The organism is Microbacterium sp. BR1, from assembly GCF_002812725.1.
Taxonomy (GTDB): Bacteria; Actinomycetota; Actinomycetes; order Actinomycetales; family Microbacteriaceae; genus Microbacterium.
This window is the reverse complement of record NZ_NMUN01000003.1, coordinates 58015-82920: the sequence shown is the minus strand read 5'-3', so window position 1 is coordinate 82920 and position 24906 is coordinate 58015. Positions and strand designations below refer to the sequence as shown.

At 67.6% G+C, this 24906-nt stretch carries 25 protein-coding genes, 1 pseudogene and 1 riboswitch; of the genes and pseudogenes, 16 read left to right on the top strand and 10 right to left on the bottom strand.

The window, feature by feature from the left end; genetic code table 11:
- The first annotated feature begins 30 nt into the window (after positions 1-30).
- From sdhC to CGU35_RS03060, 14 genes and pseudogenes are all read left to right on the top strand, one after another.
- On the top strand, positions 31-459 hold the full coding sequence (gene sdhC, locus CGU35_RS03125) for a succinate dehydrogenase, cytochrome b556 subunit (RefSeq protein ID WP_269800316.1): 429 nt from the start codon (positions 31-33) through the stop codon (positions 457-459).
- A complete protein-coding gene (locus CGU35_RS03120) occupies positions 459-914 on the top strand; it encodes a succinate dehydrogenase hydrophobic membrane anchor subunit (protein ID WP_100810174.1) in 456 nt (151 codons plus the stop codon). Before sdhC ends, CGU35_RS03120 begins: the two co-directional genes overlap by 1 nt.
- A 41-nt stretch (positions 915-955) precedes the next feature.
- Positions 956-2761 carry a succinate dehydrogenase flavoprotein subunit gene (gene sdhA / locus CGU35_RS03115; RefSeq protein WP_100810173.1) on the top strand — a complete coding sequence of 602 codons (1806 nt, stop codon included), beginning with the start codon at positions 956-958 and terminating at the stop codon, positions 2759-2761.
- The gene (locus tag CGU35_RS03110; RefSeq protein ID WP_100810172.1) at positions 2761-3540 is read left to right on the top strand and encodes a succinate dehydrogenase iron-sulfur subunit; all 780 of its coding nucleotides are present in this window, start codon (positions 2761-2763) and stop codon (positions 3538-3540) included. The genes sdhA and CGU35_RS03110 overlap by 1 nt, the downstream gene beginning before the upstream one ends.
- A gap of 55 nt (positions 3541-3595) precedes the next feature.
- Positions 3596-4825, top strand: a complete 1230-nt coding sequence (locus CGU35_RS03105; RefSeq protein WP_100810171.1) for a YihY/virulence factor BrkB family protein — start codon at positions 3596-3598, stop codon at positions 4823-4825.
- 49 nt (positions 4826-4874) lie between these two features.
- Positions 4875-5752 (top strand): annotated as a pseudogene (locus CGU35_RS03100) (exodeoxyribonuclease III).
- Positions 5753-5795: 43 nt separating this feature from the next.
- Positions 5796-6800 carry a tryptophan--tRNA ligase gene (gene trpS / locus CGU35_RS03095; protein ID WP_100810170.1) on the top strand — a complete coding sequence of 335 codons (1005 nt, stop codon included), beginning with the start codon at positions 5796-5798 and terminating at the stop codon, positions 6798-6800.
- Positions 6801-6954: 154 nt separating this feature from the next.
- A complete protein-coding gene (locus CGU35_RS03090) occupies positions 6955-7515 on the top strand; it encodes a GNAT family N-acetyltransferase (protein ID WP_100810169.1) in 561 nt (186 codons plus the stop codon).
- Between the two features lie 53 nt (positions 7516-7568).
- Positions 7569-8444: an Fpg/Nei family DNA glycosylase gene (locus CGU35_RS03085; RefSeq protein WP_100810168.1), complete on the top strand. Its 876-nt coding sequence runs from the start codon at positions 7569-7571 to the stop codon at positions 8442-8444.
- Positions 8445-8507: 63 nt separating this feature from the next.
- Positions 8508-8654, top strand: a riboswitch (FMN riboswitch).
- Between the two features lie 68 nt (positions 8655-8722).
- Positions 8723-9763 carry a bifunctional diaminohydroxyphosphoribosylaminopyrimidine deaminase/5-amino-6-(5-phosphoribosylamino)uracil reductase RibD gene (gene ribD, locus CGU35_RS03080; RefSeq protein ID WP_100810167.1) on the top strand — a complete coding sequence of 347 codons (1041 nt, stop codon included), beginning with the start codon at positions 8723-8725 and terminating at the stop codon, positions 9761-9763.
- Between the two features lies 1 nt (position 9764).
- Positions 9765-10400, top strand: a complete 636-nt coding sequence (locus tag CGU35_RS03075; protein WP_100810166.1) for a riboflavin synthase — start codon at positions 9765-9767, stop codon at positions 10398-10400.
- Positions 10397-11671: a GTP cyclohydrolase II gene (gene ribA, locus CGU35_RS03070; protein ID WP_100810165.1), complete on the top strand. Its 1275-nt coding sequence runs from the start codon at positions 10397-10399 to the stop codon at positions 11669-11671. Before CGU35_RS03075 ends, ribA begins: the two co-directional genes overlap by 4 nt.
- A complete protein-coding gene (gene ribH, locus CGU35_RS03065) occupies positions 11668-12150 on the top strand; it encodes a 6,7-dimethyl-8-ribityllumazine synthase (protein WP_100810164.1) in 483 nt (160 codons plus the stop codon). Before ribA ends, ribH begins: the two co-directional genes overlap by 4 nt.
- Positions 12151-12238: 88 nt before the next feature.
- Positions 12239-12592 carry a Fe-S protein gene (locus CGU35_RS03060; RefSeq protein ID WP_100810163.1) on the top strand — a complete coding sequence of 118 codons (354 nt, stop codon included), beginning with the start codon at positions 12239-12241 and terminating at the stop codon, positions 12590-12592.
- A gap of 6 nt (positions 12593-12598) precedes the next feature.
- On the opposite strand, the gene CGU35_RS03055 is transcribed toward CGU35_RS03060, so the two are convergent.
- The 7 genes from CGU35_RS03055 to CGU35_RS03025 form a co-directional block, all read right to left on the bottom strand.
- Positions 12599-13426 (bottom strand): ABC transporter permease, encoded by an 828-nt coding sequence (locus CGU35_RS03055; RefSeq protein WP_181003444.1) that lies wholly within the window; start codon positions 13424-13426, stop codon positions 12599-12601.
- On the bottom strand, positions 13423-14295 hold the full coding sequence (locus CGU35_RS03050) for an ABC transporter permease (protein WP_100810162.1): 873 nt from the start codon (positions 14293-14295) through the stop codon (positions 13423-13425). The genes CGU35_RS03055 and CGU35_RS03050 overlap by 4 nt, the downstream gene beginning before the upstream one ends.
- Positions 14292-15233, bottom strand: a complete 942-nt coding sequence (locus CGU35_RS03045; RefSeq protein ID WP_100810161.1) for an ABC transporter ATP-binding protein — start codon at positions 15231-15233, stop codon at positions 14292-14294. The genes CGU35_RS03050 and CGU35_RS03045 overlap by 4 nt, the downstream gene beginning before the upstream one ends.
- Before the next feature lie 162 nt (positions 15234-15395).
- On the bottom strand, positions 15396-16394 hold the full coding sequence (locus CGU35_RS03040) for a VOC family protein (protein ID WP_100810160.1): 999 nt from the start codon (positions 16392-16394) through the stop codon (positions 15396-15398).
- A gap of 43 nt (positions 16395-16437) precedes the next feature.
- Complete coding sequence (locus CGU35_RS03035) at positions 16438-17499, bottom strand: 4-oxalomesaconate tautomerase (RefSeq protein WP_100810159.1); 1062 nt, start codon at positions 17497-17499, stop codon at positions 16438-16440.
- The gene (locus tag CGU35_RS03030) at positions 17486-18211 is read right to left on the bottom strand and encodes a 4-carboxy-4-hydroxy-2-oxoadipate aldolase/oxaloacetate decarboxylase (protein WP_100810158.1); all 726 of its coding nucleotides are present in this window, start codon (positions 18209-18211) and stop codon (positions 17486-17488) included. Before CGU35_RS03030 ends, CGU35_RS03035 begins: the two co-directional genes overlap by 14 nt.
- A complete protein-coding gene (locus CGU35_RS03025) occupies positions 18208-18963 on the bottom strand; it encodes a PIG-L deacetylase family protein (protein ID WP_100810157.1) in 756 nt (251 codons plus the stop codon). Before CGU35_RS03025 ends, CGU35_RS03030 begins: the two co-directional genes overlap by 4 nt.
- 155 nt (positions 18964-19118) lie before the next feature.
- On the opposite strand from CGU35_RS03025, the gene ligM reads away from it, so the two are divergent.
- Positions 19119-20522, top strand: a complete 1404-nt coding sequence (gene ligM / locus CGU35_RS03020; protein ID WP_100810156.1) for a vanillate/3-O-methylgallate O-demethylase — start codon at positions 19119-19121, stop codon at positions 20520-20522.
- Between the two features lie 70 nt (positions 20523-20592).
- Here ligM and CGU35_RS03015 read toward each other — a convergent pair whose 3' ends face one another.
- From CGU35_RS03015 to CGU35_RS03005, 3 genes are all read right to left on the bottom strand, one after another.
- Positions 20593-21129 (bottom strand): flavin reductase family protein, encoded by a 537-nt coding sequence (locus CGU35_RS03015; RefSeq protein ID WP_308455396.1) that lies wholly within the window; start codon positions 21127-21129, stop codon positions 20593-20595.
- The gene (locus CGU35_RS03010) at positions 21126-22349 is read right to left on the bottom strand and encodes an acyl-CoA dehydrogenase family protein (protein ID WP_100810155.1); all 1224 of its coding nucleotides are present in this window, start codon (positions 22347-22349) and stop codon (positions 21126-21128) included. Before CGU35_RS03010 ends, CGU35_RS03015 begins: the two co-directional genes overlap by 4 nt.
- Before the next feature lie 123 nt (positions 22350-22472).
- A complete protein-coding gene (locus CGU35_RS03005) occupies positions 22473-23423 on the bottom strand; it encodes a LysR family transcriptional regulator (RefSeq protein WP_181003445.1) in 951 nt (316 codons plus the stop codon).
- 207 nt (positions 23424-23630) lie between these two features.
- Between CGU35_RS03005 and CGU35_RS03000 the strand changes: the two genes are divergently transcribed.
- On the top strand, positions 23631-24905 hold the full coding sequence (locus CGU35_RS03000; RefSeq protein WP_100810153.1) for an ABC transporter substrate-binding protein: 1275 nt from the start codon (positions 23631-23633) through the stop codon (positions 24903-24905).
- Position 24906: the final 1 nt, after the last annotated feature.

The window sequence follows — 24906 nt, the reverse complement described above, 5'->3', positions numbered from 1 at the left end:
CGTACCTCGCACCGATCAGGGAGGACGACCGTGTCCGCAGACACCCGCCAGGCACTGTCGATCTCAGAGACCACCTCCAAGCGCCCCGCCGGCACGCTCTATCGTGGCCGCGAAGGCATGTGGTCCTGGGTTCTACACCGCATCACCGGCGTCGCGATCTTCTTCTTCCTGCTGGTGCACGTGCTCGACACCGCGCTCATCCGCGTGTCACCCGAGGCATACGACGCGGTCATCGGTACCTACAAGAACCCGATCATGGGTATCGGCGAGGTCTTCCTGGTCGCGGCGATCGCGTACCACGCGTTCAACGGCCTGCGCATCATCCTGATCGACTTCTGGTCGAAGGGGGCGAAATACCAGCGTCAGATGTTCTGGATCGTCCTCGGCGTCTGGTTCGTCACGATGGCCGCATTCACACCCCGACATCTCATCAACGTCTTCTCGGGAGGTGGGCACTGATGACCGCTGACACGCTCGCGGCGCCCCGATCGCCCTACGCCCGGCCGAAGCGCCGCGGCATCAACCTCGAAAAGTGGGGTTGGGTCTACATGCGCGTCTCCGGCGCGATCCTGGTCGTCCTGATCTTCGGCCATCTGTTCGCCAACCTGATGGTCGGCGACGGCATCCACGGCATCGACTTCGGCTTCGTCGCGGGCAAGCTGGCGAACCCGCTCTGGCAGTGGTGGGACGTCGCCATGCTGTGGCTCGCGCTGATCCATGGCGGCAACGGCATGCGCACCATCGTCAACGACTACGTGGCGCACCCGACCGCGCGTCGCGTGCTGGTCTGGGCGATCGGACTGTCCGCCGCGTTCCTCATCATCCTCGGCACGCTCGTGGTCTTCACCTTCGACCCCTGCATCGGGGTCACCGAATCGAGCACCCTGTGGGAGTCGTGCCAGGCCGCGGCCTGACACGCTCCTCGACGACCCCCTCTACGTAAGGCAACCTCACTGTGACGACGACCGTGACCGGCACCGATCGCAAGACCGACGTGCACCACCATCAGTTCGACATCGTCATCGTCGGCGCCGGCGGCGCCGGCATGCGTGCGGCGATCGAGGCCGGCCCGCACGCCAAGACCGCGGTGATCTCGAAGCTCTACCCGACGCGCTCGCACACGGGCGCCGCGCAGGGCGGCATGGCCGCGGCGCTGGCGAACGTCGAAGAGGACTCGTGGGAGTGGCACACCTTCGACACCGTCAAGGGCGGCGACTACCTGGTCGACCAGGACGCGGCCGAGATCCTCGCGAAAGAGGCGATCGACGCGGTCATCGACCTCGAGAACATGGGCCTGCCCTTCAATCGCACCCCCGAGGGCAAGATCGACCAGCGCCGCTTCGGTGGCCACACGGCCGACCACGGCAAGACGCCCGTTCGCCGCGCCTGCTACGCAGCCGACCGCACGGGTCACATGATCCTGCAGACGCTGTTCCAGAACTGCGTCAAGCTCGGCATCAACTTCTTCAACGAGTTCTACGTGCTCGATCTGCTGACGTCGAAGGATGCCGAGGGCAAGACCCAGACGTCCGGCGTCGTCGCGTACGAACTCGCCACGGGTGACCTGCACGTCTTCCACTCCAAGGCGGTCATCTTCGCGACCGGCGGGTTCGGCAAGATCTACAAGACGACCTCCAACGCGCACACGCTCACGGGCGACGGCGTCGGCATCGTCTGGCGGAAGGGCCTGCCGCTCGAGGACATGGAGTTCTTCCAGTTCCACCCGACCGGACTGGCCGGCCTCGGCATCCTCCTGACCGAGGGAGCGCGCGGTGAAGGAGCCATCCTCCGCAACGCCTCCGGCGAGCGTTTCATGGAACGCTACGCGCCGACCATCAAGGACCTCGCACCGCGTGACATCGTCAGTCGCTGTATGCAGCAGGAGGTCGCGGAGGGCCGCGGCGCGGGTCCCCACAAGGACTACGTGCTGCTCGACTGCACCCACCTCGGCGCCGAGGTCCTCGAGACCAAGCTCCCCGACATCACCGAGTTCGCACGCACGTACCTGGGCGTCGACCCGGTCGTCGAGCCGGTTCCCGTCATGCCGACCGCGCACTACGCGATGGGCGGCATCCCGACCAACGTCGCGGCCGAGGTACTCGCCGACAACGACACGGTCGTTCCCGGCCTCTATGCCGCCGGCGAGTGCGCGTGCGTCTCGGTGCACGGCTCGAACCGTCTCGGCACCAACTCGCTGCTCGACATCAACGTCTTCGGCAAGCGGGCCGGCAAGAACGCCGTCGAGTACGTCAAGACCGCCGAGTTCGTGCCGCTCCCGGAAGACCCCGCGGGCGCGGTGCGCGACCTCATCGAGGGACTGCGCGCCGGCACCGGAACCGAGCGGATCTCGGTCCTGCGCAAGAAGCTGCAGGAAGAGATGGACAAGAACGCCCAGGTATTCCGCACCGAGGAGTCCCTGACGCACGTGCTCGGGGTCATCGAAGAGCTCCGCGAGCGCTTCATGAACATCCACGTCGACGACAAGGGCAAGCGCTACAACACCGACCTGCTCGAGGCCGTCGAACTCGGATTCCTGCTCGACATCGCCGAGGTCGTGGTCGTCACCGCCCGCAACCGCAAGGAGAGCCGCGGCGGCCACATGCGCGACGACTTCCCCAAGCGCGACGACGAGGTCTACATGAAGCACACCATGGCCTACCTCACCGGCGACCCGCACTCGTCCAAAGCAGACGACCACATCTCGCTCGATTGGAAACCCGTCGTGATCACGCGCTACCAGCCGATGGAGAGGAAGTACTGATGTCCGCCACCCTCGTCGAAACGACCGAAACTCCTGCCGAGACCGAGGTCGTCAACGACACGGGCATCCAGTCCTTCCTGGTGACGTTCATCGTCCGCCGCTTCGATCCCGAAGTGGACGACGAACCGCGCTGGGTCGACTACGACGTCGAGCTCTACTCGACCGACCGCGTGCTCGACGCCCTGCACAAGATCAAGTGGGAGGTCGACGGGTCGCTGTCCTTCCGCCGCTCGTGCGCCCACGGGATCTGCGGATCCGACGCGATGCGCATCAACGGACGCAACCGGCTCGCGTGCAAGACCCTGATCAAGGATCTCGACATCTCGCAGCCGATCTACGTCGAGGCGATCAAGGGCCTGCCGCTCGAGAAGGACCTGATCGTCGATATGGAGCCGTTCTTCGCCTCGTACCGCGAGGTCAAACCGTTCCTGATCGCGAACTCGACGCCCGAGCCGGGCAAGGAGCGCGTGCAGTCGATCGTGAACCGCGAGATCTTCGACGACACGACCAAGTGCATCCTCTGCGCCGCATGCACCTCGTCGTGCCCCGTGTTCTGGACCGACGGTCAGTACTTCGGTCCCGCCGCGATCGTCAACGCGCACCGCTTCATCTTCGACTCGCGCGACGACGCGGGCGACGTGCGCCTCGACATCCTGAACGACAAAGAGGGCGTGTGGCGTTGCCGCACGACCTTCAACTGCACGGATGCGTGCCCCCGAGGCATCCAGGTGACCCAGGCGATCGCCGAGGTCAAGCAGGCCATCCTCCGCGGCAAGTAGCCCGTTCGACGGGTCCGGCCGACGCGGGAACGGCCGGGCTCGCTAGCCTGGAGTCGTGAGTACGCGCCGCCCGACCGACGATCAGGAACCGGAATCCGGTGACTCCGTCGGCGGAGCGGATGACCCCGGCGGGCGCTGGGAGTCGGCGCAAGAGGCCCTGCGTCGCCGCCTCGAGGAGCCCGTCCAGCGCGCGACCCAGCTGACGCGGCAGACGCTCTCGTGGTTTCCGATTCGTGTCTGGCGGCACTTCCTGCGCCACAACGGGTTCCTGCTCGCCGCGGGGGTGAGCTACCAGTCGCTCTTCGCGATCTTCGGCGTGATCTATCTCGCCTTCGCGATCGTCGGCCTGTGGATCGGTGCGAGCCCCGCGGCCATCAACCGGATGATCGACATCATCAACGAGTACATTCCCAACCTGATCAGTGAGAACGGTCTGGTCACCCCCGAACAGGTCGAGTCCGTGACGACGTACACGGCGACAACCCTCGGCATCACCGGTGCGGTCGCGCTGGTGGTCGTCGTCTGGACCGCGATCGGATTCATCACCTACGCCCGGCGTGCGGTCCGCGACATCTTCGGCCTGCCCTTCGACAGCCGCTCCTACGTCCTGTTGAAGGCGCGCGATTTTCTCGCCGCCGCGATTCTCGCCGTCGCGCTGCTCGTCGGCTTCGCTGTCAGCAGCATCGCCACCTGGGCGCTGACGCTGCTGTTCACCGGGTTCGGGATCGGTGACCTGAGCGTGCTGTCGAACGTGACCGCGCGAACCGTGTCGCTCATCGTCTCGTTCGCGATCAACGGCGCGGCGATGGCCGCCCTGTTCCGGTTCCTGACGGGCGCGGCGCTCGCCTGGCACCGGATCTGGCCGGGCGCGCTGCTCGGCGGCGCAGCCATCACGGTGCTCCAGGTCGGTGCGGGCGTGCTCTTGATCTACACGCCTTCGAACCCCCTGCTGGCGACCTTCGCCGTGCTGATCGGGTTCTTGCTGTGGTTCCGTCTGATCGGCGTCGTCATCCTGGTCGCCGGGGCGTGGATCGCGGTGGGCGCGGCCGACCGCAACCTCGCCCTCACCGAGCGCACGGAAGAAGAGGTACTGCGCGACGAATACCGGGCACTGCTCGTGGCGACCGAGGTTCGTCTGCGCGACGCACGCATCGCCCGCGACGGGGCACCCTGGTATGGCGCATGGCGTGCGGGTCGCGACGTGCGACGCGCCGAGGACGAGCTGGCCCGGGTGCGCGCCTCTCCCCCACCGGAGCCCAAGCCGCGCGGCTTCCTGCTCGACTGACCCGCGCGGCCTCACCGACCGCCCTTGCCGGTCCCGCGGTGTCCGAAGCATGTCCGAGGCCGTGGCTACAGTAGAGCGCGTGCCTCGATCCATCCGCATCGCCTCTGTCAACGTCAACGGCATCCGAGCGGCGGTGCGCAACGGCATGCCTGATGGCTCGACCGTGCCGATGTCGACATCCTCGCGCTGCAAGAGGTGCGCGCCGAGCGCACTCACGTCGAGTCCGCGCTACCCGGTTGGAACCTCGTGCACGACGAGTCCCTGACCAAGGGCCGCTCGGGCGTCGCCATCGCAACCCGGCTGCCGATCGCCGATTCGCGCATCGAGCTCGGCGACGAGACGGTCGATTCGCGCGGCCGGTGGATCGAGGCCGACCTCGACATCGACGGCGAGCAGCTGACCGTCGTGAGCGCCTACGTGCACTCCGGCGAGGATGGCACGCCCCGACAGGATGCGAAGTACGGATTCCTGAATGCGATGGAGCGCCGGATGCCCGAGCTCGCCGCCGATGGTTCGCTGTCCGTGATCATGGGCGACCTGAACGTCGGCCATCGCCAGCTCGACATCAAGAACTGGAAGGGCAACGTCAAGAAGGCCGGGTTCCTGCCCCGCGAACGCGCGTACTTCGACCGCTTCCTCGGGCCCGCGGGCGAGCCGGTGACGGGCGTGGACGGATCGGTGGGAATGGGGCTCGGGTGGGTGGACGTCGGCCGCCGTTTCCATGGCGAGGTCGACGGGCCCTACACGTGGTGGTCGAACCGGGGTCAGGCCTTCGACAACGACACCGGCTGGCGCATCGACTATCAGCTCGCGGCCCCGGCGCTCGCCGACCGGGTGACCGACTATCGGGTCGCCCGTGCCGCGGCGTACGCCGAGCGCTGGAGCGATCACGCCCCGGTCATCGTCGACTACACACTCGGCCGGTAGCACCGCGCGCGAGCCGAAGCATCCCCCGACCTAGAATCGATGGGTGACCAAAGCGCGCCTGTACTCCGGAATGCAGCCCTCGGCGGATTCCCTCCAGATCGGTAACTACATCGGTGCTTTGCTGCAGTGGCGCGATCTGCAGGAGTCGTACGATGCGTTCTTCTCGGTCGTCGACCTGCACGCCCTCACGCAGCCCAACGACCCGGCCGAGCTGCGCGAGAAGACCCGCCGCACGGCCGCGCAGTACATCGCCGCCGGGATCGAGCCATCCAAATCGACGCTGTACGTGCAGTCGCACGTGCCCGCGCATGCCGAGCTGGCGTGGATCCTCGGAACGCTGACCGGTTTCGGCGAGGCCGGGCGGATGACGCAGTTCAAGGACAAGTCCAGCCGCTACGGGCAGGATGCGACATCCGTCGGCCTCTTCACCTATCCGGTGCTGATGGCTGCCGACATCCTGCTGTACCAGACCGCCGTCGTGCCGGTCGGCGACGACCAGAAGCAGCACATCGAACTGACCCGCGACCTCGCGGAGCGGTTCAACGCGCGGTACGGCGAGACCTTCCGTGTGCCGAGGCCGATGATCCAGCAGGAATCGGCGCGTATCTACGACCTGCAGAACCCCCTCGCCAAGATGTCGAAGTCCGCGGAGTCGGACGCGGGCGTGCTCTGGTTGCTCGACGACCCGGCCGCTACCGCCAAGAAGGTCATGCGAGCCGTGACCGACAGCGAGGGTGCGGTGCGGTACGACCGCGAGAACAAGCCCGGAGTGTCGAACCTGCTCGTGATCTATGCGGCTCTGACGGGACGCCAGATTCCGTCGATCGAGGACGAGTATGCGGGGCGCGGCTACGGCGACTTCAAGAAGGGCCTCGCCGACGTCGTCGTGTCGGAGTTCGAGCCGGTCCGGGCGCGTGCGCTCGAGCTCCTCGATGATCCCGCGGAGCTCGACCGGGTGCTCGCCGCCAACGCCGACCGGGCCGAATCCGTCGCGAACTCGACGCTCGACACCGTCTACGAACGGGTCGGGTTGCTGCGCCGCCGCTGAGCTCTTGAGCTGGGGGCCCGAGCGCACGGGTCGGACGTGCAGTCCGGGCCCGAGAGCCCACCCCGCCGGGACTGAATCGCGAACGGCGAGCCGGGCCGAGGCGAGAGCGGGGCCCGAAATCGAGGAGAGGGCAGGCGCGAGATAGGGTCGCGGGGTGGAACCCGTCATCCTGCACACCGAACGGCTCGAGCTGTCCATTCCGGTCGCGTCCGACATCGACGCGATCACCGAGGCGGCGCAGGACCCCGCGGTCCCCCGCTGGACGACGCTGCCCTCGCCGTACTCGCGCTCGGACGCAGAAGAGTTCGTCGAGCTCAGCGCCCGGCGGTGGGAAGCGGGCACCGATCTGACGTGGGCGGTCCGCGTCGACGGCGCATGGGTGGGCGGCATCGGCCTCCACGGCGTCACCGTCGGCGGTGACGCCGAGATCGGATTCTGGATGGCGGAGTCGGCTCGCGGCCACGGCTACCTGACCGAGGCGGCCGCACGCGTGATCGACTTCGCGTTCACCGAACCGCTCTCGCTCGCGCGCATCCAGTGGCGCGCCATAGCGGGCAACGTCCCCTCGGCCCGCGCCGCCCGCGCGCTCGGCTTCCGGTACGAGGGTCTGCTGCGGCAGGGTCTGTCGGATCCGCGCGGTCGGCACGACGGGTGGATCGCGGGCCTGCTCCCCGCGGACGAGCGCACGCCTCAGCCCTGGCCCATGCTGGACTGATCCCGCGCGATCGGACCTGCCCGGCGTCCGCGCCCCGTGGCAGGATTGGCGCCATGCCGGAGATGCCCGAGGTGCAGGGACTCGTCGATTTTCTGCGCGGACGGATCGTCGGGCTGAACGTGACGCGCATATCGGTGGCCCAGATCGCGGCTCTGAAGACCTTCGACCCGCCCGTGCACGCCCTGCACGAGGCATCCGTCGTCTCGGTCGACCGCGCCGGCAAGTTCGTGGACATCGGATGCCGCGGGCCCGCCGACGAACCACTGCATCTGGTCTTCCACCTGGCCAAGGCGGGGTGGCTGCGCTGGTATGACGCCGTGCCGACGACCCTCGTCAAGCCCGGGCGATCACCCATCGCGGTCCGGGTCTCGCTGAGCGATGGCTCGGGATTCGATCTGACCGAGGCCGGCACGAAGAAGTCGCTCGCCGTGTACGTCGTGCGCGATCCGGCCGACGTTCCGGGCATCGCACGGCTGGGACCCGACCCCCTCGACCCCGCGTTCACGGCCGAGACGCTCACGGGTCTGCTCGCGGGACGACGGACTCAGATCAAGGGGGTGCTGCGCGACCAGTCGATCATCGCGGGCATCGGCAACGCCTATTCGGACGAGGTTCTCCACGTCGCACGCATGTCTCCCTACGCCCTGGCTGCTTCGCTGACCCCGGCCGACGTGCGGGGCCTGTACGACGCGATGCGCGCGACGCTCGAGGATGCCGTGTCCACCGCCTCCGGCAAGCCGCCCGCCGATCTGAAGGATGCGAAGCGCCGCGGGATGCGCGTGCACGGGCGACGGGGTGAGGCCTGCCCCGTCTGCGGGGACACCGTGAGAAGCGTCTTCTTCGCCGACAACTCGCTCGAATACTGCGCGACCTGCCAGACCGGCGGCAAGGTGCTGGCCGACCGCCGGATGTCGCGGCTTCTCAAGTAGAGACTCACCGTTTCGGCCGGGAATGCACCGGCGGTCTGGGCGTTGGATAGGATCGAGAACGATAACGTGCTCCGGGGTCGGTGAGAATCCGAACCGGCGGTGATAGTCCGCGAACTGCGGCGCTTCGGCGCTGAGGTTGATCCGGTGGAATTCCGGAACCGACGGTGATGCGTGGGAAACCACGCGAGTCCGGATGAGAGGCAGCACGCGGCGACCATCTTGATGGTCGCCGATACGCAACTTGTTGTGACAACCCCGGATGAACCGAAGGATCCGGGATGACGTACAGCGATACCGAGTGGCAGGCCATGGGCCGCGCGCGCGAGTTGGCGCTCCTCGGTCCCCGGGGCATCAACCCGCAGGTCGGTGCCGTCGTCCTGAGCCCGAGTGGCGACGTCCTCGCCGAGGGTTGGCATCGGGGCGCGGGCAATCCGCACGCCGAGATCGAGGCCCTCGCACGCCTGTCGCCCGCGGAGGCACGGGGCGCGACCATGGTCGTCACTCTCGAGCCGTGCAACCACACGGGTCGCACCGGGCCGTGCGCGGTTGCCCTGATCGAAGCCGGGGTGGCGCGCGTCGTCTACGCGGTGACCGATCCGGCCGAGCCGTCCGCCGGAGGCGCGGACCGCCTGCGCGCCCACGGCATAGACGTCGAGGGGGGCGTGCGCGCCGACGAGGTCACCGAGATGCTCGAGTCGTGGCTCACGGTCGTGCGACTCGGCCGCCCGTTCGTCACCGTCAAGTGGGCGCAGAGTCTCGACGGTCGCGCGGCCGCAGATGACGGCTCGAGCAGGTGGATCACCGGGTCGGATGCGCGCGCCGATGTACACCGTCGTCGCGCGGAGGCGGACGCGATCGTCGTCGGCACGGGAACAGTGCTCGCCGACGACCCCGCCCTGACCGCCCGCCTGGGGAACGGCGAGCTCGCCCCGTTCCAGCCCCTCCCCGTCGTGATCGGGACGCGCCCGGTGCCCCGGGACGCGGCGCTGCGGAGTCATCCACGCGGTGTTCTCGAATCGCGCACCCACGACCTACGGGGCGTACTCGACGAGCTGCGCGAACGCGGTGTGCAGAGCGTATTCGTCGAGGGCGGACCCACGCTCGCGAGCTCCTTCATCCGTGAGGGCCTGACCGATCGCGTGTTGGCCTACGTCGCCCCGGTGCTGATCGGGGGCACGAAGACGGCGATCGGCGACATCGGCGTCGAGACCATGTCGCAAGCGCGCCGCCTCGCGCTCACCGACGTGCAACGACTGGGCGATGACCTGCTGCTCGTCGCCGAACCCGTACCCACCCGCCCCGACGAAAGGACCCACTGACGTGTTCACCGGAATCATCGAAGAGATCGGCGCCGTCACGGCGATCGAAACCTCGGGCGACGGGGTGCGACTCAGCGTCCGCGCGCCGCTGGCGACATCGGATGCCTCGCACGGCGACTCGATCTCGGTCAACGGGGTCTGCCTGACCGTCGTCGAGAGCGACGATGCGTCGTTCACCGCGGACGTCATGCGTCAGACGCTCGACATGTCGACGCTCGCGGACCTCGCTCCCGGGCGCCCGGTGAACATCGAGCGCGCGACGGCCGTCGGCACGCGCCTGGGCGGACACGTCGTTCAGGGTCACGTCGATGGCACGGGGGTCATCCGCGAGGTGCGACCGGGCGAACGCTGGCGGGTCCTCCGCGTCGGCGTCCCCGCGAACCTCGCACCCCTGGTCGTCGACAAGGGGTCGATCGCCATCGACGGCGTCTCTCTGACGGTCAGCGCCGTGAGCGACCCGAGCGCGCCCGAGCCATGGCTCGAGGTCTCCCTGATCCCCGAGACGCTCGAGGCGACCACGCTCGCCGAGCGCGTCCCCGGTGACGCCGTCAATCTCGAAACAGACATCCTCGCCCGCCATGTGCAGCGCATGCTCGCATTCACCGCAACACCCCCGAGTGAAGGAGGCTCACGATGAGCCTTTCCCCCATTTCCGCGGCCCTCGACGCACTCCGCGCCGGACGCCCGGTGATCGTCGCCGACGACGAGAACCGAGAGAACGAGGGCGATGTCGTCCTCTCTGCCGAACTCGCAACACCCGAGTGGGTGGCGTGGACGGTCCGCTGGTCGTCCGGCTTCATCTGCGCGCCCATGCCCGCCGAAATCGCCGACGCGCTGGATCTGCCCCCCATGGTGGCGCACAACGAGGATGCCCGGGGCACGGCGTACACCGTCAGTGTCGACGCCGCCGACCGCATTTCGACGGGGATCAGCGCCGCGGACCGCGCCCACACCCTCAATGTGTTGGCGAACCCTGACTCGACGCCGAGCAGCGTCACCCGCCCCGGGCACGTGCTGCCCCTCCGCGCCGTCGACGGCGGCGTGCGCGAGCGAGGCGGGCACACCGAGGCGGCGGTCGAGCTCATGCGGCTCGCCGGGCTGCGCCCCGTCGGCGCGATCGCCGAGATCGTTGCCGAGGACGGCAGCATGATGCGCTTGCCCGGGCTGATGGAGCTCGGCGAGCGCGACGACGTGCCCGTCATCACGATCGAACAGCTCATCGCGTACCTCGAAGAACACGAGCCCCGTCAGGTCGACGCGCAGTCGGTGCACCGCCGCCGCGTGAGTCTTCGTGCCGAGTCGCTCGTCCCGACGCGCCACGGGACATTCCGGTTCTTGGCCTACAAGGATCGCGTCACGGGTACCGACCATCTCGCCGTCGTCTCGGGCGAGATCTCGGATGCGCCGCTCGTGCGCGTGCATTCCGAGTGTCTGACGGGCGAGGCATTCGGATCGCTCAAGTGCGAGTGCGGTCCCCAGTTGAACGCCGCGCTCGACAAGATCGACGCGCAGGGCGGGATCGTCGTCTACATGCGCGGCCACGAGGGACGCGGCATCGGACTGATCAACAAGCTGCGCGCCTACAGCCTGCAAGAGGCGGGCCTCGACACCGTCGACGCGAACCTCGCGCTCGGGCTTCCCGCCGATGCACGCGACTACGCGGCCGCCGCAGGTATCCTCGCGGACCTCGGCGTCGAGCGTGTGCGACTCATGACGAACAACCCCGACAAGGTCGATCAACTGCGCGAGTTCGGCCTCGACATCGTCGAGCAGGTGCCCCTGTTGGTCGGTGTGGGCCCCAACAACCACCAGTACCTCGAGACCAAGCGCGACCGGATGGGTCACTTGATCGCCGATCAGGAGCTCACCGACGCATTCGCCGACATGAAGACGGGAAACGACGTATGAGCGGTAAGGGGGCGCCCGCCGTGCGGGTCGGAGAAGGACCGGATGCGACGGGGATGCGGGTCGTGATCGTCGCGGGTGAGTGGCACCAGCAGATCACCGACGGCATGATCGCGGGTGCGACACGTGCACTCGACGAAGCCGGGGCCGACCACTCCCTCGTGCGCGTGCCCGGCTCGTTCGAGTTGCCGGTAGCGAGCAAGGCAGCGCTCGAGGCCGGGGCCGATGCGGTGGTCGCTCTCGGCGTCATCATTCGCGGCGGAACCCCGCACTTCGAGTTCGTCTCGTCGGCCGCGACCGATGGTCTGACGCGTGTCGCGCTGGACACCGGCAAGCCGGTCGGCTTCGGCGTGCTCACACTGGACGACGAGCAACAGGGAATCGACCGGGCGGGTCTGCCGGGCTCGCGCGAGGACAAGGGTTACGAGGCCGCGGATGCCGCCATCCGCACGGCCCTCGTGCTGCGGGCGCTACGCGCCTGACCCTCCCGCGCACAATCGACGATCGCGGCCGCCGGGGTGAGGCCCGCCTTCCTGGCGAAAAGCGACCACCCGCCCTACCGTGGGCATCATGGAGATCTTGCGTCACATCGTCGTGTTCGTCCACCTCACCGGGTTCGCGCTGCTGTTCGGCGCCTGGGCCGCGCAGGCCTGGGGCGGAAAGCGCCAGATCACGGGCCTGATGTACGTCGGCCTCGTGATCGCGGCGGTCGCGGGTCTCGCGCTCGCGGCTCCGTGGGGCATCGAGTACGACCTCAACTACGCCAAGATCGGCGTGAAGCTCGTCGTCCTGCTGATCATCGGAGCCCTGATGGGCATCGGTCAGGCGCGGGGTCGCCGCAACGGCAGCGTCCCCCCGCCGCTGTTCTGGTCGATCGGCGTGCTGACCCTGCTCAACGCGGGCATCGCGGTCATCTGGCGCTAGCTGCTCCTAGTCCAGGAACAGGGCCCGCAGCCGCTTCGTCGTGAACACCAGGCCGATCGCGATCATCACGACGTAGTAGAGAACGTGCCACAGCATCCCCGGGTGCAGCGACCCCGTCGTCAGCCCGCGGACGAGTTCGACCCCGTGCCAGAGCGGTAGGGCGCGCACGATCGCCTGCACCCACTCGGGGTACACGGTGATCGGGTAGAACGTCGCCGAGAACAGGAACATCGGCAACAGCAGGAAATTGATCCAGTCCATGTGCTGGAACGCCTTCATATAGCTCGTCACGGCCATTCCGAGGCTCGCGAACCCGAAGGCTATGAGCATGACGGCCGGCAGGGCCAGGATCGCGGTCCACGACAGGTTGAGCCCCGCGAACTGCATGATGATGAGGAATCCGGTCGCGTAGAGCAGCCCGCGCAGGAGGGCGTACAGGATCTCGCCGAGCGCGACATCCAACGGCCCGAGCGAGGTCGCGAGCATCCCCTCGTAGAGCTTGCCGTAGTTGAGCTTGAAGAACACGTTCCACGTCGAGTCGTAGATCGCACCGTTCATGGCCGACACCGCGAGCAGGGCGGGCGCGATGAAGGCGGCATACGAGACGACGAGACCCGCGGATGTCTCGACGGTTCCGATGAGCGCACCCAGCCCGATGCCCATCGAGGCGAGGTAGAACACGGGCTCGAAGAATCCCGACAGAACGACGATCCAGCTCGACGAGCGGGCGGCGAGCAGGCCTCGCTGCACGACCGCTCCGGGGTTGCCCGCCCAGAGCGCGCGCACCCCGCCGCCACGGACCGGCCGCGCTTCGGTCATGACTTCCGCGCTCATCGGGCGAGCCTCCGCGTGAAGATCCGGCGGGCGAGCAGGTAGCCGCCGACCGACAGTGTCGTAAGGTAGGCGATATGCACGACGATCATGAGGATCGATTCGTCGCGCCCATAGGTGAGAGCGCGACCGAGCTCGGTGGCGTGCCAGAGCGGTGAGATCCATCCGATCCACTGCAGCCACACGGGCAGCGTCACGAGCGGGTAGAACGTTCCCGAGAACAGGAACATCGGCATGAAGACGAAGCGCTGGACGAGTGCGAACTGGCCCCGATCGTCCGGCAACGATGAGGCGTAGGCCAGGAGCGGTGCTCCGAAGGCGAGTCCGGCGAGCAGACCGACCAGCACGGCGATCCAGCCGGTCGCGAGCAGTGGCACCGCACCGAACAGGCACAGGAACGCGAAGTACGCGACGGCGACGACCACCATCCGGGCGGTCGCCCCGAATACGACGCCCGTCGCGATCTGGGCGCTCGACAGCGGCGACGCGTTGAAGCCGAAGAAGTAGCGGCGCCACTTGAATCCGGCCATGACCGGATAGGTGAACTCTTCGCTCGCGACCGAGATCGTCGCCGTCATGAGCAGCGCGGGCGCGACGAACACGAGGTACGACACCTCGCGTCCGCCGTCGACGATCGGGACGTCGATCAGCGCGGCGAGGCCCACCGCGAGACCCAGCAGGTACAGGATCGGCTGTCCGAGCGCACCGACGACGATCGTCCATCCGTATGCCCGCATCGCCCGGACCATGTGCTCGGTGACGTACCACGCGCCCCGCGCACGAGGCCGTCGACCCCACGCGAGGGCCTCCTGACGCAGCTCGTCGAGCGACGGCGCGTCGTTGAGCGAGGGCGAGGCGAGCCGGTCGCTCATTCGATCAGCGACCTTCCGGTGAGGCGCAGGAAGACATCCTCCAGGCTCGACCGGCGAACGAGCGATGTGATCGGTTCGAGTCCGAGCTGCGTGATGCGCTCGAGCGCGTGCTCGCCGTTGTCGGTGTAGATCAGCACGCGGTCGGGCAGCACCTCGACCCGCTCGCCGATGCCCTCGAGTCGCGGCGCGACCTCGGCGTTGCGGTCGGATCCGAAGCGCACCTCGAGCACCTCGCGCGTCGAGTGGGCGCGGATGAGGGACGCGGGGGTGCCCTCGGCCATGATGCGACCCTTGTCGACGACGATCAGGCGGTCGCAGAGCTGCTCTGCCTCGTCCATGTAGTGGGTCGTGAGCACGAGGGTCGTGCCGCGCTCCTTCAGACGGAACAGCCGGTCCCAGAGGACATGCCGGGCCTGGGGGTCGAGCCCGGTCGTCGGCTCGTCGAGCAGCAGGATGCGCGGGTCGTTGACGAGTCCGCGCGCGATCGTCAGGCGCCGCTTCATCCCGCCCGAGAGCTGATCGACCTTGCTCGTCGCCTTGTCTTCGAGCTGGGCGAAGGCCAGCAGCTCGTCGGCCTTCCGCCGGCAGACGCTCGCGGGCAGACCGAAGTAGCGCCCGTAGATGAAGAGGTTCTCGCGGGCGTTGAGTTCGCCGTCGAGGTTGTCCTGCTGCGGCACGACCCCCAGGCGCGAACGGATGTCTGGACCGTGCCGGTCGGGATCGAGCCCCAGGATCGACAGGTCGCCGCTCGTGCGCGTCGACACGGCACCGATCATCTTCATCGTCGTGGACTTACCTGCTCCGTTGGGCCCGAGCAGCCCGAACGACTCCCCCGGAGCGACCTCGAAGCTCAGCCCGTCGACGGCGACGAAGTCCGGCTTCCCCTTCACTCGATAGGACTTGACGAGGGAGTCTGCGGAGATGACGGCTTCTGGCACCGCACCACCCTAGTCGCAGGCTACGACATCACACTCGCTCGGACGGAGCTCGCGCCGACGCGAACATCTCGAAGGACAATCCGTTCCCTCGACCCCGGAAATCATGCATTCCCGGGCGTTCCGAACGAATTCTTCCTTCGAGATGTACGCTGGCGGGCTCCGTCAGAGCTTGCGACCCTCGAGGGCTGCGCGGTCGATCTCTTCCTGGTTCTCGACGAACGGCGTGCCGTGCGTGTGGAAGGTCGCGACCGTCTTCATGCCCCAGGCCTGACCCTTGGCGCGCTCGGCTGCCGTCCACTCCACGACCGGCCAGTCCGGGTCGAGGATCAGACGCGCGCCCGCGTTGGCGAACTCGATGCGGTTGCCGCCGGGCTCCCAGACGTACAGGAAGAACGTCTGGTTGATGGCGTGCTTGTAAGGGCCGTACTCGATGTAGACCTTGTTCTCGAGAAAGATGTCGGCGGCCTTCAGAATGTCCTCGCGCGTGTCCGGGGCGAGGGCGAAATGGTGGAAGCGGCCGCGGGTTCCCGTCCAGTCCTCGGAGTACACGACGTCGTACGACTTCTGCGCGAATCGGAACCACCACGCCGCGTATCCGCCCTCGTCCTTCACGACGCGCTCGGACTCGCGCGCGCCCATGACGTCGCGCCAGAACTCGCCAGCCTTGGTGACATCGGCGGCGAGGTAGTTGATGTGGTCCATGCGGCGCACGTTCACGCCGCGGCCCGGGAACGCCGAGGCCTGGTTCTTCAGCGCCGGGGTGTCCTTCTCGTCCGGCACGTAGTGCTCGGTGTCGTAGTAGATGGCCATGAGGTGGCCATCCGGGTCCTCGAACTCGTAGGAACGACCGACGCCGACCTCGGGATCGCGCCAACCGTGGCCGAGCCCAGCGGCCTCGATCGCCGCGACCCGGCGCTCGAGTGCCTCCTCGCTCGACGCGCGGTAGAGCGAGCGGCCGACGCCGTTCGTGTCGGAGGCGGTGAGCTTGATCGTGTAGAGCTGGTACTCGTCCCAGCAGCGCAGGTACGCCGAGTCGCCGATGCGGGCGACCTCGCGCATCGCGAGCAGGTCGCGGAAGAACCACAGGCTCTCTTCGAACTTGGGGGTGAACAGCTCGACGGCGCCCAGGTGGGCGATGTCGAAGTTCTCGGTGCGGGCCATGGGGGTGTCCTCTCTGACGTTTCTGATGTCGAATCTTGCAGGGTTACCGGCGCGGCCGGGGGAACACGGTGCCGTCAAAAATCTTGCGGGCCGTGCGCTCCGAGACGGACGTGCCGTACCAGACGCCGTCGGCGCGTCGCTCGACGGCGACCCGCGCGGGGAAGGCGCCGGTGGGGTGCTCGATCAGGGTCGGGTCGGATTCGGCCTCGACGGCCAGGTCGGAGCCGACGGCGCCCGGGATGCGGATGCCGGCGGCGACGGATGCCGCCATCAGCACACCGATCGACGTGTGTATGCGCGACGGAATGAACGCCCGCGTCGAAATCGCGCCACCCTTGCGTGGCGCCGACAGCAGGAACATCTTCGGCACCGTCTGCGCCGAGACATCCCCGAGTCCCATCAGCGCGCCCGCCCGGAGGCGGATTTCTTCGATCTGTCGGGCGAGGTCGGGGCGCGACTCGAGTTCTTCGGGCGTCTCGTCCCCCGTCACGTCGAACTCGTCCGCCCGCAGGAGCACGACGGGCATGCCATTGTCGATCAGGGTGACGCGGTGCCCGGCGATCTCGTCGACGACGTTCCCCGTCGGGAACAGGGGGGAGTCTCCCCCGATCTCGAGTTCGATCGCGCACGAGATCCCCGGCACGCCGTCGATCGAGAAGTCCCCGTCGTAGTCGACGACTCCCCCGGGCGTGTGGATGCGTGTGGTTGCGACATCCCCCGTGTTCAGCATGCGGATGCGCACCGGGGTCTCACCGTCGCGCGCTTCGATCAGCCCCCGCTCGATCGCGAAGGGTCCGACCCCCGCGAGCAGATTGCCGCAGGTCTGCGCATCGCTGACGATCGGCTTGTCGACGACGACCTGCAGGAACAGGTAATCGACGTCGATACCGGGTTCGCTCGATCGCGAGACGATCGCGACCTTGCTCGTGAGCGGGTGCGCTCCCCCGAGTCCGTCGATCTGGGTCGGATCGGGGCTGCCCATGACCCGCAGCATCAGGTCGTTGCGCTCCGCGGGGTCCTCCGGCACGTCATCCGCGACGAAGTAGGCGCCCTTCGAGGTGCCGCCCCGCATGAGCATGCAGCGGATGCCGTCAGCGCCCGCCATGCTCCGCCTCGTACTCCGCTTCGCTCACATAGCGTCCACCGAGTTCGCGGAAGACATCGCGAAGTCCCTTGCGATCCAGGCTCAACTCGCCGCCCTGATAGGCAGCACGGTCTGCCGCCTCTTTCTCCACGCGGGAGTCGGATGCCGCGAGCACACGTGCGGCGTCGGCACGGGGAACGCACATCACCCCGTCGTCGTCGGCGATGACGACATCTCCCGCCCGCACGACGACTCCCCCGACGACGATCGGAACATTGACCGAACCGGCCGTCGCCTTCACGGTGCCCTGGGCGTTGATCGCGCTCGACCACACCGGGAATCCCATGTCGCGCAGGTCGACGACGTCGCGCACGCCCGTCGTCGTGACGAGCCCGCGCACACCTCGCTGCGCGAGCGCGGTCGCGAACAGCTCGCCGAACGCGCCGTCGACCGAGGGTGACGTCGTCGAGACGACCAGGATGTCGCCGGGCCGACACTGCTCGATGGCGACGTGGATCATGAGGTTGTCGCCGGGCCACGACAGCACCGTGACCGCCGAACCGGCGATGCGCGAACCATCCTGGATCGGACGGATGTCCGCCCCGACGAGGCCGATGCGCCCCATCGCCTCGTGGACCGTCGCGACGCCGTGCACGCCGAGGGCGTCGATCGTCGCGGGGTCGGCTCGGGCGACGTCGGTCACGACGAGGCCGGTCTGCTGCGTGCCGGTCATACCAGCACGTCCGTGACCTGCGGGTAATAGCGCATGTACGCCTCACCCATCGTGTCGACGGGCAGCCCGAGGTTCGGTCCCGCGTTGCGCTTGACCTGCACGCCGCGGCGCACGGCGAGGGACGTGTAGTAGTCCCACATGTGCTTCTGCGCGGGCAGGCACTCCATCGCCTTCTGCTTGAGGGGGAAGGCCGAGGTGATGTCGAGCAGCACGTTGGGCTTGAAGTCCGACTGCTCGGGCTGGTGCGGTTCGAAGAAGAACACGGGCGGAGCGCCGATGATCTCGTCCTTCGTCGGGAACGAGCCGTCCGAATTCGCCACGCCGATCGCCTGTGCGAGCACGCGTGCCTGCAGCGCCATCCGCGCCGCGGCGGGGTGGTCACCGTTGTAGGGATCGGCGAGCGGATGCGTCAGCACGACCGTCGGCTGCACGCGGCGGTAGACGTCCACGAGCTTCTCCACCGCCTCGGGCGACTCGATCAGCGGGTAGTCGCCGAGGTCGAGAAACTCGATCTCAGCGCCGAGGGCCGCCGCTGCGGCCGCAGCCTCGTCCCGCCGGATGGCCTTGATCTCGTCGAGCGGCTTGCCGGCGAGCCACTGGCTCGCGGATTCACCGCGCTCGCCATAAGAAAGGCACACCACGGTTGCCCGCTCGCCCCGCAGGGTCGCGGCGGCGATCGCGCCGCCCGCACGCCACACGAAATCGCCCGCGTGAGCGCTGACGACAAGAAGTGAAGGGGTGGTCTCTGCCATAGGGGACTCCTGTCTTGTCTGGACAGCGAATCACACCACTAGCGCGATGGTCAAGATATTGGTTACAATTCTGGCGACGCTGAATCCCTCTGGACATAGTGATATGCCCTCCGTACCATCAGGACCACACGACAAAGATGTTGAAAGGAATAACCATGGCCAGCAATCTGCAGCAGGTACTCGACGAGGCGGGCAACACCGTCGAGATGCTGCGCAACTCGAAGCTCGGCACGTACATCTACCCCGTCGTGCCGGCCGAGTTCTCGAACTGGCGCCGCGAGCAGATCGCGTGGCGCGAAGCGGCGGTGTTGTTCGACCAGACGCACCACATGGTCAACCTCTTCGTCTCGGGCCCGGACGCCCTGAAGTTGCTCGCCGAGACCGGCATCAACAGCTTCACGAACTTTCCCGTCAACACGGCCAAGCAGTTCGTGCCGACCGCGTCCAACGGTGGTGTGATCGGTGACGGCATCCTGTTCCGCGAGGGCGAGAACGACTACGTGTACGTCGGTCGTGCCCCGGGCGCGAACTGGCTGCAGTACCACGCCGAAACCGGCGGCTACAAGGTCGACGTCACCTACGACGACCGTTCCCCGTCGCGCCCCTACGGCGAGGCCGTGTCGCGCAAGTACTACCGCTTCCAGATCCAGGGGCCGAACGCCTGGCCGATCATCGAGAAGCTCAACGGCGGCGAGCTCGAGAAGGTCAAGTTCTTCCACATGGGCGAGCTGACGATCGCGGGCGAGAAGGTCCACACCCTCCGCCACGGCATGGCCGGCGCACCCGGGCTCGAGCTCTGGGGCCCGTACGAGCAGCACGGAAAGATCCGCCAGGCGATCCTCGAGGCCGGTGCCGAGTTCGGCATCGAGCCCTGCGGCTCGCGCGCCTACTCCTCGAACACGCTCGAGTCGGGCTGGATCCCCTCGCCGCTGCCCGCCATCTACTCGAGCGAGGCCGAGCGCGGCTACCGCGAGTGGCTGCCCGCGAACAGCTACGAGGCGATCAACGCGCTCGCCGGCTCGTTCGTCTCCGACAACATCGAGGACTACTACCTCAGCCCGTGGGAGCTCGGCTACGGTTCGTTCGTGAAGTTCGACCACGACTTCATCGGCCGCGACGCACTCGAGAAGATCGACCCCGAGACGCAGCGCAAGAAGGTCACGCTCGCCTGGAACGACGAGGATCTGAAGAGGATCCTGACGAGCGTCATCGACCGCGAGGGCGTCGGCTACCAGTTCTTCGACCTGCCGAACGCCAACTACGGCTCGTCGAACTACGACGCGGTGATCGACGCCGAAGGCAACAACGTCGGCCTGTCGCTGTTCACCGGTGTGACCGCGAACGAGAAGCGCGGCCTCTCGCTCGCGACCGTCGACCGCGACGTGCCCATCGGCACCGAACTGAAGGTCGTCTGGGGCGAGCCGAACGGCGGATCCGCCAAGACCACCGTCCAGCCGCACGAGCAGATCGCGGTCCGCGCGGTCGTCAGCCCGGTCCCCTATGCCGTAACCGCTCGCCAGGAGTACCAGGGCGGCTGGCGCTCGACCGGACAGCTCTAAGCCTGAAAGCGAAAGGCCCGCACCCCTTCACGGGTGCGGGCCTTTCTTCGATTACGCGAGATTCCGTCGTCTACCGCACGCTCTCTCGGATCAGGTCGGCGGGATCCGCTACCGACTCGGCGCTCAAGCGGTGCCACGTGCGGTTCTGGTAGACGAGCCCCTCCGCGCCGCCACCGCTGCCCTCTCGCGCGAGCCGGGACTCGATCGCGGTGCCGACGAAGACCGTCGATCCACCCGCGTCGATCCGGTGCAGGATGCGCGCACGCAGCCACGTGTGCGCGTCATCGAAGACGGGCTCACCCGTTTCCAGTCTCCGCCACCGTTCGGTGTCGGAGAACCGATCGATGCCGCTCGTCGCGCCGAGCACCGCCAGGTCGAGGTTGTCGGCCGACAGCAGGTGCACCACGACCGTGTCGGCGAGGCGGAGCACGACCGCGCTCGAGCTGTGCACCGACACCGAGAACATCAGCAGCGGCGGATCGGCGCTGACGGCCGACACCGACGAAGCGGTGAGCGCGATCGGCACGCCGTGCGCGTCCGCGGTTATCAGCGCCACACCCGCCGGGTGGGAGCGGAACGCGGCCTTGAAGTCGTCCGCGTTGATCACGGCGCGACCGACTCCGACGATGAGACGGACGCGAGATAGCGGATCGCGCTCTGGCGCCAGTTCAGGGTCACGTGATGCGAGATCATCTCGATATCGCGCTTGGCGCGCGAGATCGGGTGCTCGGCGTTGCCCGCGCGGGCACCCACGAGCGAGAATATCTGCTGTGCGGACCGCAGTGCCGTCCGCGTGACGAGGGCGTTGTCGCGCGCCTCGCGGGCGGTGTCCGCCTCGCTGGATTCTTCGCGCATGCGGGCGCGCTCGGATGCCTCGAAGCTGCGCTTCTCGATCAGCAGCCGCGCCATCTGGATGTCGCCCTGCGCCTGGGCGAACTCCGTCGCGACGAACTCCTGCTCGGCGAGGCTGACGGACCCGCCGAGGGCGTTCGCGACGCGCGTCGACGACCCGACGGTCTCGGTGAAGTACTCGGCCGCCCCCCAGGCCGCGCCGACCGCGCACGAGGCGAACGGGAAACGCCCGTGCGAGGGCCAGGTCGCGTACATCGTGTCGAACGTGGGGTGCATCGATCGACGTTCCTTGAGCTTCCGCACCGTGTCGGCCGTGCGCTGGACACGATGCTCCGGAACGAACACCTCGGTCACGGACATCGAGCGGCTGCCGGTGCCGCGCATGCCGGTGGGATGCCAGTCGTCGATCGTCTCGGCCTCGTCGTGCGGCACGAGGAACATGTACCCCTCGCCGTCCTCTCCCACGGGGGCGTTGAAGATCAGCCACTCGGAGAAGTCCGAGCCGCTGCAAAAGCCCCACTTTCCGGTCAACAGGTAGCCGCCGTCGACCTTCTTCACGACGGCTTTCGGGTTGAGGTTGGTGTTACCGGCGAGCGTGGCGTAGGTGTCCGCTCCCCAGATCTCGTCCTGGACCTCTTCCGGGAATGCGAGGATCGCCATGTTGTCGGAGCTGAGAATCGAGAAGACCCAGGCGGTCGACGCGCAACCGCGCGCCAGATTCATCGCGATGCGCGCGTGCTCGTGTTCGCTGAGCTCGAGCCCGCCGTACTTCTTGGGCTTGAGCACGTGCAGAAGGCCGACGTCGCCCAGTCGTCGATACGTGTCCTGCGGGATGCGTCGGTCGCGATCGACCTCGCTCGCTCGCTCGCGGAGCAGAGGGATCATTCCCTCGGCCGCTGAGATGACGTCGTCCGCCGTGAGAGCGGGGGAAGGGGCGACGCGCGGCGCGCCGGTGGGGTTCAGGGTGGTGGTCATCAGTGCCGCCTCTCCCGCAGCGTCGATGCTGCGGTGACTGGGTGAGTGTTGCGTCCATCCTCAACACCCGCGTCTTATGCGGTCAAACAGAACAATCTGACGATAAAGCACGCCTGAGGCGTGTTATTGAGCGGGAACCTCATACTGGCGCCTGACCAGATCAGCGAGTGCCCGCGCGCGCGACGACAACTCGACTCCGCGCGCCCACGCAAACACGACGTTGACCGACGGTGGTGCGGGTACGATCTCTCGCTCGACCAGATCCAGTCCTTCGTAGCTCAGCTTGTTGGCGGGACGCTGCACGAGCACGGCATAGGCAGAATCGGATCGCGCCACGATCGACCGCGTGAGCTCGAACGCGTGGGTGCGGTGGCGGACGCGGGGCACGAGGCCCCGTGCCTCGAACATCGACATCGCGTACCGGGTGCTCGGTGTCTGATCGAACAGCACGAGTGGCAGGTTGGCCAACTCTTCGAGCGTGACCTCACGCTTCGCCGCGAACGGATGGCCGGCGCCGAAGAGGGCGTATCCCCGGGCAACGTACAGCTCGAAGGACTCGAGTGCGTCGAGCCCTCCCATGTCGTACATGATGGCGGCGTCGATGGCTCCCGATCTCAGCGCAGCACTCAACTCGTCCTGCGCGCCGACGACGAAGTCGATGGATACCCGCGGGTGCCGGGCCTCGTATTCCTCGAGGATGCGGGGCAGCACTGCGGGGGCAAGAGTCGCGAAGCACCCGACCACGAGGGGTCCGACGAGTTCGGTCCCGCCGCCCTGCACGGCGTAGTTCAGTTCGGCGACGTCCTCGAGCAGCCTGCGCGCCTTCTCGAGGACGAGGGTTCCGGTGGACGTGAGTGTGACCCCCTGTGCGCGGCGCCGCACGCACAACTCGGCTCCGAGCGCCCGCTCGAGCTCGGTGATGGACGCCGAGATGGCCGAGGGCGAGAATCGAAGGCGCTTCGCGGCACCGCTGATCGTGCCCGCCTCTGCGGCCGCGACGAAGTGGGCGAGTTGCCGAAACGTCAGTTCGCCGCGCGTGAGCTGTGCCTCGAGTTGCGGGTCGTCGGTGACCATGCGCCCCACTGTATAGCACGCCAAAATCGTGCATCTTCCTCGCATTGTTCTGTTTGACCGGCGAAACGCACGCCCACAGGATGGACGCGGATCCACATCCCGGCCGCGCTCCGCAACGACGGACGCGGTCGAGGCGCCATCGACAACCGTCGCGGTCAGCGAAGACCAGGACGGGATGAGCGTCACCACCACGAGAGGCACAGCTCGATGAAGATCTCAGGTTCCTCGCGACGCGCATACGCGACGCTCGCCACGATCGGTGTCATTGCCCTGACAGTGACCGGATGCGCCCGAGGGGGTGCGGGAACGGGCGCAGCATCCGATGGCTCTGTCGAGGCGAGCCCCGGTATCACCGATACAACGATCACGATCGGCACGACGGCCCCGCTCACGGGAAACGCCGCCGGCGTCGGCAACTGCGCCGTCGACGGCGGCCTGGCCTACTTCGAGGCGAAGAACGCCGCGGGCGGCATCGAGTTCGGCGACGGCAAGACGCGCACCGTGGAGTTCAAGGCGTACGACGACGGGTACGACCCCCAGCGCGCGCTGGCGAACTTCCAGCAGATGCAGGCGGACGGCGCGTTCGCCGCCGCCCTGAGCCTGGGAACGCCCACGAACCGGGCCTGGCGCGAGGCCGCGATCGATGCGGAATTCCCGCAGGTCCTGCTGCAGACGGGTGACCCGCTCTTCAGCAACCGCGAAGAGAGCCCGTGGCAGCTGGGACTGCTTCCGATCTATCAGCAGGAGGGCGAGGCATTCGGCGAGCTGCTGGCCAGCTCGCCCGGTGATCACAAAGTCGCCATCCTCTTCCAGAACGACGACTTCGGCCAGGGCTACGTCGAGGGTTTCAAGGCCGCGATCGAGGGAGCGGACAACGTCGAGATCGTCAAAGAGCTCGGCTACGAAGCCACCTCGACCGATGTCAACGCGCAGATCACCGACCTCGCCTCGACCGGCGCTGATGTCTTCTTCAACGCCATGTCGTCGCTTGCGCCTCTCGTGATCGGCTCGCTGCAGCAGGCCGACACGATCGGCTGGCACCCCAGCCTGTTCCTCCCCTCCGTCTCGGCGAGCCCCGCGGCCTTCCTCGTCCCCTCCGGCGTGGCGGGCGCCTTCCCCGGGATCTACACGACCGCATCGTCGATGACTGCGGGCTCGCCGCTGTTCACCGATGACCCCAACAGCGGCCCGTTCCTCGACGCGCTCGCGGAGTACACGGCGCAGACCGGCGTCCCGAGCTTCCCGCAGTGCTTGTGGAGCTGGATCGGCGCCTCGGTTCTCGAACAGGCGTTCGCGAAGATGGAGGAGCCGACGCGCGAGAGCTTCATGGAAGCGCTGCGGTCGATCAGCGACTACCCGGCCCCGTTCCTGCTCGATGGCGGCGTGATCGACACGACATCCGACGACCGACCGGCCATGAGCACGGTCGTCGTTCAGAAATACAACGGTGCGGGCTTCACGATCGTCGACGCGCTGGAGTAGG